Below are 10,943 nucleotides of genomic sequence, written 5' to 3'. Positions count from 1 at the left end.
CGTTGTCCGAGACGATCATGCCAGGCTTGCCGCGGCGACCAATCAACGCCGTCAGCTCGCGCGCCACCCGCCGTCCCGGGATCGAAGTATCGGGGATCGCCGTCAGGCATTCCCGGGTCACGTCATCGACGATGTTGAGGATCCGGAACCGGCGCCCATTGGCAAACTGGTCATGGACAAAATCCAGCGACCAACGGGCATTCGGCCGGGCCTCGAGCAGGATCGGCGCCCGGGTGCCGACCGCGCGGCGGCGAGCCCGGCGCTTACGCACGCTGAGGCCTTCCTCCCGATAAAGCCGGTAGATACGGTTCAGCCCGGACGGCTCGCCATGCTGACGCAGCAGCACGAATAACCGCCGATAGCCGAAGCGCCGGCGGGCGTTGGCCAGTTCGCGCAGTTGGACCCGCAGTTCGGCATCGGGCGGCCGGCTCGACCGATAACGGATCATCTTGCGGTCGGCGCTGACGATGATGCAGGCCCGCCGTTCTGACAGTCCCAATTCGGCCTGCAGATGCGCGACAGCTTCGCGCTTGGCGGCGGGCCCTACCATTTTTTTGAAAGAAGCTCACGCAGCGCCGCCGCATCCAGCATCTGCTCGGCCAATAGCTTCTTCAGCTTGGCGTTCTCGTCCTCAAGCTGCCGTAGCCGCTTGGCATCCGAGACGTCCATACCGCCGAATTTGGACTTCCAGTTGTAAAGCGTCGCTTCCGAGACGCCGTGCTTGCGTGCCAAATCGGCCGTCTTCGCACCGGCCTCATGCTCGCGCAGCACGCCTATAATCTGCTCTTCCGTAAACCTGGCTCGCTTCATTTGTCCGTCCTTCAGAAGGCCGGACTCTAACTTCAACTGGAGGAAATCGGCAGGGGCAGGTCAATTGGGCGAAGGATCTGGATCGCCGCCTACTCGCAGAACTACTCGATTGGTCTTTGCGGTGCCCGCCCAAGGAATCCGTGTCCCATCATGGCTCATTTGCTCCACAGACACATTTTTCGGCTCGTGCCTTAAGAGGGTAATTCCGAAAAATATCTTTGCCGTTCAAGCAATTTGGGCGCGTCCGCCGACCGGCGAGGTTGCTCGGCGAGAACCGGCCAGCAGCCAAGTGCGACTAGCGAGAGTAAGATTGCTATGGAAAACGGCTTAACGACAGCATGCCCTCGAAGCATTTTTTGATCCTTCTCGACAAATTGGATCGACAACAACTGAAGCTAGGAAAATCCACGGCCCAAAAGCCACGCCTAGATCGTGGTCGAGTAGCTCAGCCATTTGGCTTTCGCCCTCACAGATCCGGGCAGGCGGCTTTCCCGCACCCGGCTCTTCCCGAGGGTAACCCGCGTCATATCCGCGCCTGCGCCCAAGTGCGAGTGATGCGTGGAACGGGCAGACGGAAGCGTGCCGTCAGGGCCTCGAACTCCGACCAGCCCATGCGCCGGCTTTTCTGACTGCGCCGTCTCAGACAGTGCAGCCAGATCCGACGCACTTCGCGGTAGAAGCCGTTAAGCGCTGGATAATTGTGCGGCCTGCCGTAGTAGCCGTAGTGTCCACGCAGCACTGCGGCGAACCACTTGTGCTGGGTGGCCAGTGACTCGTGCATGAGCCGCCAGGCGTCCTGGCGCAACGCCGTCAGCTTGCGCGTCAGGCGTTTCCCTTCCGTCTTGTGCGTCACGATAAACCGGCCGTCCCGGGTCCGCCGGCAGTAGTGGGTGAAGCCGAGGAAGGCGAAGGTCTCGGGTCGCCGCTCGCCGCGCCGCTGACGCGAGAGGGCCGCAAATCGACCGAACTCGATCAACCGCGTCTTGCCCTCATGAAGCATCAGGCCAAAGCTGGCCAGCCGCGCCTTGAGGGCCAAGAGCATCTCCTGCGCATCCACCTTGCTCTCGAAGCCCATGACGAAGTCGTCCGCATAGCGAACGGCCACAACGCGACCGCGTGCGCGGCGACGGCGCCATTGATGGGTCCAGAGATCGAGGATGTAGTGCAGAAAGATGTTGGCGAGGAGCGGACTGATGCCCGCCCCCTGCGGGGTACCCCTGTCCGTTTCTTGCTTCTCGCCGCTCTCAAGAACGCCGGCCCGCAGCCACAGCTCTATGAGCCGCAATATGCGAGGATCGGCGATCCTGTGCGCCACCATCCGCAGCAGCCACTCGTGGTCGACCGAGTCGAAGAAGTTGCGTATGTCGGCATCGAGCACCCAGTTGACGCGCTGGCTCATGATCGCCGTGTGCAAGGCGTCAAGCGCCATATGAGGATTCCGCCCCGGCCGGAAGCCGTAGGAGAACCCGAGGAAGTCGACCTCGTAGACGGAGCTCAGCACCTCGGCTACCGCGCTTTGGACAATCTTGTCCTCTAGCGCCGGCACACCGAGAGGCCGCTTACCACCGTCGGCTTTGGGGATGTAGACTCGTCGCACCGGCTGTGGCCGGTAGCGACCCGTGTGGACGCGTCCGCAGAGCTCCCGGAGGTTATCCGTGAGCCTCTCTTCGTACTTCGCCACCGTTATCCCGTCGACCCCCGCGCTGGCCTGCCGCTTTTGTCGTCGAAACGCCCGACGCAGAGCGTCCTCGTCGACGTGGTGCAGCAAGGCCGTGAACCGGGTTTGGGCAGCCTGCTTGGCTGCCGTGTTCACCCGTTCGAGGTTCGGCGGCAAGGCAACCCGGCTCTGTGTCCGGACCCTGGCCTTCTCGCGCGGGCTCCCCTCGGGCTGGCCCCTTCCCTCCATGCGTCTCGTTTCCTTCGACGACTTCACAGGTACTATGGACCAGTCCGACTCCCGACCTCAGCTCGGACCGCGGCTCTGGCACTGCCTTGCCGCTGCCCCCCGTTGGAGACCAATCCAACGGACCCGGTCGGGCCTCTCATGTTCCGATGATTACCTTCCATGCGTGATCCGGCCATCGACCCCGACGGAGCGGCATCGTCTCGCATAACGACGATGCTCATGCTGCCTTCGTGTTTAGGGAACACACTCGGCCTCCGCGAACATCCACCTTTCGAGGCTCATTCCCGCACCCCGCATGGCTCCTGTCTACACTTCGAACCCCGCGTTGCCGCGACGCCCGCAAGACTCGGTCCCGGCCTGCCTGCTTCGGCTTTGGCCGGATGGGACTTGCACCCACAAGCATTCATCAGCTTGGCATGACGTACTCCCGTGGCGTGGTGTAGCTGGCGGCGGGTCACCGCGTTCGCCGGCTGGAGCCGGGCTGGTCAGCTGGCGATAGCCATGATGCTGACGCTCGGATCATCGCTCAACGGCGCGATGGTTTCCAGTGTCATGTAGCGGGCACGCTGGACGGCCCATTCATCATTCTGTTCGAGCAGGATCGCGCCGATGAGGCGAGTGATGGCGTCCTCGTTGGGGAAGATGCCGACCACCTCGGTCCGCCGTTTGATCTCGCCGTTGAGACGCTCGATCGGGTTGGTCGAGTGCAGCTTGGTGCGATGCTGCGGCGGGAACGTCATGTAAGCGAGCACGTCGGTTTCGGCCTCGTCGAGAAAGCCGGCAAGTTTGGGCAGCTTGGGCCGGAGCTGATCGGCGACCTTGCGCCACTGCGCTCGCGCGGCCTCGGCATCGTCCTGGGCAAACGCGGTGGCGATGAAGGCGGAGACGACACGCCGGCCGCTCTTGCCGGCATGCGCCAGGGCGTTGCGCATGAAGTGGACGCGGCACCGCTGCCAGCTGGCATTGAGCACCTTGGCCACGGTGGCCTTGATGCCTTCGTGGGCGTCGGACATGACCAGCTTGACGCCGCGCAGGCCGCGGCGGGCGAGCTTGCGCAGGAACGCCGTCCAGAACGTCTCGGCCTCGGAAGGACCGATGTCCATGCCGAGCACTTCGCGGCGGCCGTCGCTGTTGACGCCGACTGCGACGATCACCGCGACAGAGACGATGCGGCCATTCTGGCGCACCTTCACGTAGGTGGCATCGATCCACAGATACGGCCAGTCGCCCTCGATCGGACGGGCGAGGAAGGCCTTCACCTTGTCGTCGATCTCGCCACACAGCCGGCTCACATGGCTCTTGGAAATGCCGGTCATGCCCATCGCCTGCACCAGATCGTCCACCGAACGGGTCGAGACGCCCTGCACATAGGCTTCCTGAACCACGGCGGTGAGCGCCTTCTCGGCCATCCGGCGCGGCTCCAAAAAGCCCGGGAAGTAGGAGCCCTTGCGCAGCTTGGGAATGCGCAGCTCGACCGCGCCGGCACGGGTCTCCCAGATCCGGTCGCGGTAGCCGTTGCGCTGGGCCGGGCGTTCGGGGCTCTTCTCGCCCTAGGCCGCCCCGGTCTGGCCCTCCACTTCCAGCTCCATCAGGCGCTGGGCGGCAAAGCCGATCATCTCGCGCAGCAGATCGGCATCAGGGGTCTTCTCCACGAGCGTGCGCAGGTTCATCATGTCGTCGGTCATCGGTGGTTCCTCGGTTGCGTTGGCGTGTCGCAACCCGATCCTACCGGAGAACTGCCGGTGACCACCGCAAAGCCGCCCGCCCGCTACGGCGCAATTTGAAGGCGCGCGTCCGGGCGGCTTTGCTCTACCGAGCTACACCACCACCGAGGACACGACCCACCCCTATCCTAAAACGATGATCGTGCGACAACCAATGGGTGTTTCTATTGCAGAGCAGCATCTGTTGCAGCGCTTTCAGGTTTCATGAATGTCAGCCGCTGGGGGCCCTGGCGTCAACGCGCTCTGTGAAGGCTGACAGCAAACGACCACTATGAGTGCGGCCATCATTACTGTGACGCTGCCAGGGCAGCGGACAACGGCGGTCGCGTTGTCTCGGTCGCGCCAAGCAGAGCTTCAGCGTCGATGAAACGCTGGAGTATTTGTTCTCGAAGATCCATTTGACGGTGAAGGGTATGGCCGACATTCCTATCGCTTGCGGTCGCGGATGCTCCCACTGCTGCAACATTTGGGTGAGCGCCACAGCACCTGAAGTCCTTTTTCTTGCAAAGCGTCTATCGTCGCAGGCCGGCGCTCGCGTGCGGGAGGCGCATGAAATCACCAAGTCGTTCTCGCACGAGCAACGACCCTACAATCCTCACCCGTGTCCTCTCCTCGAAGCTGATGAGTGCTCCGTCTACCAGGGCCGCCCCCTGTTTTGCAGGCTGGCTTCGTCTGCCGACGAAGATTTGTCTGCGCTCGTACGCCAACGTCACCGACGAGAACATTCCCACCCCGATGATGTACATCGTCGGGCGCGATGCTTACTCAACTGCACTTTCTGTCGCATTAAAGGGAGCAGGCCTTTCGCACATTTGCTACGAGCTCAACAGCGCACTCCACATCGCGTTAAATACGCCAGACGCAGAGAGAGCTTGGCTATAGGGGGAGGACATCTTTGCGGCAGCACTCACTCAAGAGAACGCCGTCCCTTTCGAAGAATCGCCGGCCACACCATGCTTTATGAGATGGTCTTCAAATTTGACGAAGAGAAATGCGCCTTGCACATGCGGCTCTGGCAAGAAATTTAAGCATTGTCACGGGCGCCAGGGGGCAGACGAGCGAAATGAAGTCCTCCGCCGCCGGCGCGAGGCAGAGATGCGGGATAGGCAGGCTCAACAAGCGCTCGGCAAAGCGGGATGCAGGCCGAGAGGAACGTAGCCTCGTGTTCCGGAAGTTCGTTGGCGAAATGAACAGCCCATACCAGCTTGCAGATCGCGTCGAGATGGTCCGGCGATTCGCAGCGAGCAATGTCGGCATACGCCTTCACCGGCGCCGCGGTCTGCAGCGTCGCGCCGGGCGCGATCTCCTCCGCAACCATCATTGCGGCACCGCCCGGCCAAAGGCGAATTCCGCAACGGCTGCCGCAGTCGAGTCCGCCCTCAGGCGACTCGCCTGCAACGCTTGTAGGGCCTGCGGGGGGTGCTATTTGTGTCGGTGCTGAAGTTGAATTTGCGATTGGGGGCTGCCTTTGCCGAGGCGGCCTTCGCATTTCAGGAGGCGGCATGCGGCGCCTCCATTGCAGCTTGAGCGAAGCTACGTGTGTCGAACGGACCGAGGCCGCCATCGCGCACCCCGATCTGGAACATTCCGTCGTCGCGCTGGACGATCAGCGCTCGGTTTTGCGAGCACTGCGTAAGGTATTGATGGGATTGGGGCGAATTGGCGCTGGTTTTGCAGCTAACACTTTGAATATCCTTGAGAACATCGAGCTTCCCAAGCTGAGTACTGGCTTATGGCTGTCCATAAAGACTGCTACGCGCCAATTGGACTAATCCAACAAGGCGGCCCTCGCCGGAGGGAGACTCGGCCTCGATGAAATCGGGATAACGGTTGGCCGCGATGATCTGGACGTCGAGCTTAGGGTAGAGCTTGCGAAATGCTGGCAGCATCGGCGCCATGTAGATCATCGCAAACGACAGCGAACTCGTAACGCGCAGCATGCGCTTGGGCGACAGCGTGCGGTTCCTGACGCCATCCTCGGCTTTGGCGTCGTTCAGGAGCGGGCTGCAACGCTGCACCAGATCCTGCCCTGCCTCGGTCAGCCATTGCCGGCGCATGTTGCGCTCGATCAGCCGCACCGCGAGCCGCTCCTCCAGTCCGCTCAGGTGTCGGCTCGCGGCCGCGTTCGACATCCGCCGAATGTGCGCAGCCCTTGGACAGGCTGCCGAGCTCGGCGGTCTTGGCGAAGATCTCTAGCTGGAGCAGCCGATCCAGTTTTGGCACATATCGGAAAAGAGACCTACGAATTTGGTTGCCGCTTTCCGCAAGGCAAATTATTCGACACGCCGAACTCAGACGTGACTCGAGCCAATGGCGCGCCAGTAACTGCCGCCCGTTATTTTGATGGGCGCACCAGACTCGAACCTGGGACCCGCTGATTGAGAAACCACATCCGCCCTACAATCAATCAGTTTTCGCCTCCGTGTGTTTTAATTTTCGCGTTGAACGCGCACACATCTGCCAGGTTTGTGGCCCAACTCTGCAAACAGCCGAAGAGCGATTCTTAATATGGATACATCCAATAAGTCGCATTCGAATCGTCGGGCATCGATCGCAGGGTCGGGTCCGCTGCGGGGGTTTAAGATGCGTCGAAGACGAGATGATCCGGCCTATGTCATCGAGAACCGCGCGGCTGGTTGAATACGTACTGTGATTTAGAGCAAACATTTCGCTTCCCACAGCAGAAACATCGACCGTTTCGATACCGGGCACGAGAGTTGGCCCGCTCTTGGTTACGAACCCCATTCGCGACGTGGATTGCGCTTTCTCCATGGAGGCGAGCAACGCGAGATCCGTCGAGGACGCGTACAGCGTCACCGCGCCCGCCGCTGCCTTGATTTGGCTCGCGCGCTGAAGATAAATGTCGCGATCCACGTCCGGGGCCGCAAAAATCAATTCAGTAATCCCGAGCGCCGTCTGGCTCAGCGCGGCTTGCTGCAAGGCGCCCAAAACCACCTCGCTGCCCAGACTATGCGCAATCACGATAATCCGTGAGACTTTGCCCGCCGATTTAATGAGCTGGAGGAGATCGAACAAGCCATCCGGAGCGTACAAAGCACTCTCCCGATCGTAGTCATAGTCCTTCACTCCGCCCTTGGACGGCCAGGAGTACATCATGACACGGCCTTTGTAGTTCGCGTCGAAAGCAATTTGAGCAGCCTTGAAGGCTGCGTCGGAAAAGGCAACGTTGTAGCCGTGCACAAAGAGCATCAGGCTGTCGGCCGGATTTGCGATAGCGGAAGCAAACTCCTCACGGGAAAGACGATCGAGCTTCTGGATTCGGAAATGCTTTCCATCGGCCTCCGCCTCCTTGCGTATCCCGAAACAGCTTGTCTTCGGCGTTTCGACTTCTCCCATCTTGTGAACGATGGGAATGCTAACCGTCACGCAGCCAAATGTGTTGGTGGCCGCACGACTATAGGAGATCTGGGTCAATTCCAGACCGGACCCACCGGTCACCACGCGATTGGTGGCGAAGTAGACGGGTACCAACCCCTTAATCACAGATCTATTGACCACCACCGCGGCTCCGGTGCTGCGTTTGTCGGGAGGCGCCTCCTCGCTCGCCTCACCGGTTGTCCGTCGCCGATAGGCATGATAGTGCCGGACATGGTGGTAGTACCCGGGGCCATAGCGATAGCCGTATTTCTTGAACGCGCTCTCATGTTTCTGGGGCGCCTTCTGTATATGCCGGTTGGCCTGCTGCGAGGCCGGACCCTGGTGGGCGCAACCGGTCGCGAGCGCGCAAAACAAGACAATGAGCACTGTTCGAAGCTGCTGGAAGGCGTGGCCGAGCCGATGCAACCGGTTCGAACCTCGAATTGGCAAGACGAGCATGACCATCGATCAGCTACCTACTTTGCAAGGGTTTGGGAAACGTTGACCGTAGTGCCCAGCCATCCGCGATACCTGTCGACAGCAGGTCCGCTGGTAAGCTTGAAGGTGAAGCGAACCTCCGCCCCGCCGCCGTTGATCGCGCAACCGATATTGCTGGCACCATTGGCGGTCTCAACGTGCCACGTGCACCCTGTGATGCGGTAGCCGGGCTCAGCAGTGAAAGTCTCGGCATAGTCCGCCGAATGCTCCGCAAATACGACCGGGTGATCGTCCTTGGTTTTGTCCACCGTATACGCCCGCTCGATCAGCTTCGGGTCGACCAGCTGCGACACCGGGACGTTCACGATGAGGCGGCGGTCTTCGGGCAGAAGCGTATGGATCGCTCCGGAGAGGATTTCGGGGATCTTCACGCCGGCATTGGCTTGCGTCTGCACATGCGTGGAATTCAGTTTCGTCCAGTTCTCAAACGAGATCGTTGTCTCGACCCACTTGGTCCAGCAAACAGACGGCTGCGGAATGGCCGCGATCATGCTGTACAGGGGGCTTGCAGTAATCACGGTGGCGGGAATGATGAAGTTGACGCCAAAAACATCAGCCTCGTTCCACTTGACGATGCCGCCAACTGCGATCCCCAGCAGGGCGCCGAACTCGTTGAATGCGGGGCCGCCGCTGTTGCCGACGTTCATGACCGTGTTCGTTTGCCAGCGACCGTTCGGGCTAGTCTGGTTGCTTATCAGACCGCTCGATATGCTCAGATCCAGATCGAGCGGATAACCGAGCAGATAAAGCTGAGTCCCCATCGGGGCTTGCTGGTTGTCATCGATCACGGGCATCGGACAACGAGAGGCGCCTCCGCTGTTTCCGGCGGACAGCGACAGCTCGAGAAGAGCCAAGTCTCTGGCATCGTCGCGATGAACCGCAGTGACTTTGATCGGGTTCGCATTGCGCGACCCGAGACGGGCATTGACTTCGAAGCTCTTATAGTTCTCCTCGCGTCCGATCACATGGCTGTTGGTCAGCACGAGGCTGTCGCCGATGAGCAGCCCGGAGCCGCCGCCGACTTCCTGCTTGTCGTTGTACATCACGCCAACGAACTGGACGTGAACCGTCCTGACGTTGTAACGCGCAGCAATTTGCACTGGCGCACGATCAGCCTGCGCGGGAGCGCTCATGGATACCAAAAGACCGAGTGTCAGGACGGATAGAATGTCCTGACAGCGGCGATATCGAGAGGGCTGAGCTGTCCGTTTCCATTCCATGCTGGATTACAATAGTTCATTATGGAATTCGGGTCGTACTTGGTTGACTTTATAATCGCCGACCGAGCCAGAAGCTTTCTCGTTGCGGCACTGCTCCGGCGCATCGTCGCGGTTCTGTTCATGCGTAAAACCAAGAGCATGTCCGAACTCGTGGACTGCAACCGCACGGATGCAGAACTCGCGTCTATGCCGACAGCCTTTGCTCCAATGATCGAAACTGAAATTGAGAGTCATGCCCGATGGCTTCCCGTCGAGATACTTGCCGATGACGTCGGTGTGGGCGCCTTCATCAGCGACCCGCACGTGCACACCTGGCGCGCCGCCCGTACAGGACGGCCAAGTCTTCGCAAACCACACGCCACCTTGCGCCGCAGTCTCCCACGTTTCCGCAACCGCTTTTCGAACAAGACCGGCATACTTTTGATCCTTCGCCTGCAGGTTTTCCCAGCAGACCGGTATCTCTTTGATGTCCCATTTGGACCCGCGAATGACCGTGCCGTACAGCTCCATTTCGGAGACTCCCGAAGGAAGCGCAGGCTGAGCGTTCGCCCCCCAGCAGAACAAGAGGACGAGCAACAGGACGAGTCTGGGCAGCCACAGACGAAACATTTTCCTACTGCGTCGGTGTAGGGGTCGGCGGGAACACAGGCACTGGCGCCACAATGAAACCATTTGTCCGAGGCCCAGCGCCCGTACGGCGCCCGGTGGACCCGGCTCCTCCCGGGAATTCCTGCGACTTTTCTCCTCCCGGCGAGGGTGCCGTGTAAATTGGATTGTCCTTTGATCCAAGCGGCGGCGTTTTGTCCGCATAGCCGGCGGACCCGGATTTGGCTCCGTTAGCAGGGACGGCATTCGGACCGTTGATGTAGATTCCGAGATTACTGAACTGCTGAGCGGAGGCCGACGCCTGGACTGCAGCAGGCGTCCAGCGCGACGAAGTGAGAGAGTATTTTGCCTCGACGCCGCCAGTAACCTGGACTGAAAACGTGTAAGTCATTTGCGCCGGCTCCGCGCTCTCCGAAGGCATGGCCGGCGTGAGATTGTTGGCGGCTATGAGGATCGCGTTGTCCCGTAACCAAGCTGCGAGCGGCTTGGATGCATCGACAAAGATGCGCTTGTAGGCGGCGCGGTCCGGATACTTATGCTCGGCGAGGGCCTCGAGCTCGATCAGGTCCGCAGGCGCTCCTCGATAGCAGCCACGCTCATACCTTGCTGGATCCGCCGGCGCCGGCGCCGTATCGGACGCTAGCTGGGCGTTCTGCTTCATCAGAAATGACCAGATCAGGTCATAAGTATCCTGGGCTGAAGCAGTGGGGCCCAGATGGGTCACGTCATTACTGCTCACGCTCAGAATCCTTTTGTAGTCGAATGCTGTACCGGATCCGAGCCCGCCGGTATCGGTCACCT

7 protein-coding genes and 5 pseudogenes are annotated in these 10,943 nt (G+C 60.7%); 2 read left to right on the top strand and 10 right to left on the bottom strand.

Annotated elements, in window-relative coordinates; genetic code table 11:
* From AC0L2F_RS28705 to AC0L2F_RS28695, 3 genes and pseudogenes are all read right to left on the bottom strand, one after another.
* A pseudogene (locus AC0L2F_RS28705) lies at positions 1-810 on the bottom strand (IS3 family transposase); the annotation flags it as partial.
* A gap of 523 nt (positions 811-1,333) precedes the next feature.
* Positions 1,334-2,743 carry a group II intron reverse transcriptase/maturase gene (gene ltrA, locus AC0L2F_RS28700; protein ID WP_473250697.1) on the bottom strand — a complete coding sequence of 470 codons (1,410 nt, stop codon included), beginning with the start codon at positions 2,741-2,743 and terminating at the stop codon, positions 1,334-1,336.
* A 458-nt stretch (positions 2,744-3,201) separates the two neighbouring features.
* A pseudogene (locus tag AC0L2F_RS28695) lies at positions 3,202-4,401 on the bottom strand (IS256 family transposase).
* Positions 4,402-4,853: 452 nt separating this feature from the next.
* Here AC0L2F_RS28695 and AC0L2F_RS28690 point away from each other — a divergent pair.
* Both AC0L2F_RS28690 and AC0L2F_RS28685 read left to right on the top strand, forming a co-directional pair.
* A pseudogene (locus AC0L2F_RS28690) lies at positions 4,854-5,105 on the top strand (YkgJ family cysteine cluster protein); the annotation flags it as partial.
* Between the two features lie 295 nt (positions 5,106-5,400).
* Positions 5,401-5,460 (top strand): annotated as a pseudogene (locus AC0L2F_RS28685) (SEC-C metal-binding domain-containing protein); the annotation flags it as partial.
* A gap of 4 nt (positions 5,461-5,464) precedes the next feature.
* Here the strand turns inward: AC0L2F_RS28685 and AC0L2F_RS28680 are convergent.
* The 7 genes and pseudogenes from AC0L2F_RS28680 to AC0L2F_RS28650 form a co-directional block, all read right to left on the bottom strand.
* Positions 5,465-5,761, bottom strand: a complete 297-nt coding sequence (locus tag AC0L2F_RS28680; RefSeq protein WP_473250713.1) for a hypothetical protein — start codon at positions 5,759-5,761, stop codon at positions 5,465-5,467.
* A gap of 409 nt (positions 5,762-6,170) precedes the next feature.
* The gene (locus AC0L2F_RS28675) at positions 6,171-6,518 is read right to left on the bottom strand and encodes a hypothetical protein (RefSeq protein ID WP_473250712.1); all 348 of its coding nucleotides are present in this window, start codon (positions 6,516-6,518) and stop codon (positions 6,171-6,173) included.
* 6 nt (positions 6,519-6,524) lie between these two features.
* Positions 6,525-6,572 (bottom strand): annotated as a pseudogene (locus tag AC0L2F_RS28670) (hypothetical protein); the annotation flags it as partial.
* A gap of 271 nt (positions 6,573-6,843) precedes the next feature.
* A complete protein-coding gene (locus AC0L2F_RS28665; RefSeq protein ID WP_473250703.1) occupies positions 6,844-8,283 on the bottom strand; it encodes an alpha/beta hydrolase in 1,440 nt (479 codons plus the stop codon).
* 11 nt (positions 8,284-8,294) lie between these two features.
* Positions 8,295-9,449, bottom strand: a complete 1,155-nt coding sequence (locus AC0L2F_RS28660; protein WP_473250702.1) for a S1 family peptidase — start codon at positions 9,447-9,449, stop codon at positions 8,295-8,297.
* A gap of 93 nt (positions 9,450-9,542) precedes the next feature.
* Entirely contained in the window at positions 9,543-10,046 is a 504-nt protein-coding gene (locus AC0L2F_RS28655) for a matrixin family metalloprotease (RefSeq protein ID WP_473250701.1), read from the bottom strand.
* 103 nt (positions 10,047-10,149) lie between these two features.
* Positions 10,150-10,941, bottom strand: a complete 792-nt coding sequence (locus AC0L2F_RS28650; protein WP_473250700.1) for a hypothetical protein — start codon at positions 10,939-10,941, stop codon at positions 10,150-10,152.
* Positions 10,942-10,943: the final 2 nt, after the last annotated feature.

The sequence above is a fragment of the Bradyrhizobium sp. Ken64 genome, from assembly GCF_055807555.1.
The sequence above is the reverse complement of the archived record's forward strand: the minus strand, read 5'-3'. Positions and strand labels throughout refer to the sequence as shown.

Coding starts and splice junctions, on each gene's coding strand:
- AC0L2F_RS28665 (WP_473250703.1), bottom strand. CDS start 8,283: ATGGTCATGCTCGTCTTGCCAATTCGAGGTTCGAACCGGTTGCATCGG.
- AC0L2F_RS28680 (WP_473250713.1), bottom strand. CDS start 5,761: ATGATGGTTGCGGAGGAGATCGCGCCCGGCGCGACGCTGCAGACCGCG.
- AC0L2F_RS28655 (WP_473250701.1), bottom strand. CDS start 10,046: ATGGAGCTGTACGGCACGGTCATTCGCGGGTCCAAATGGGACATCAAA.
- AC0L2F_RS28660 (WP_473250702.1), bottom strand. CDS start 9,449: ATGAGCGCTCCCGCGCAGGCTGATCGTGCGCCAGTGCAAATTGCTGCG.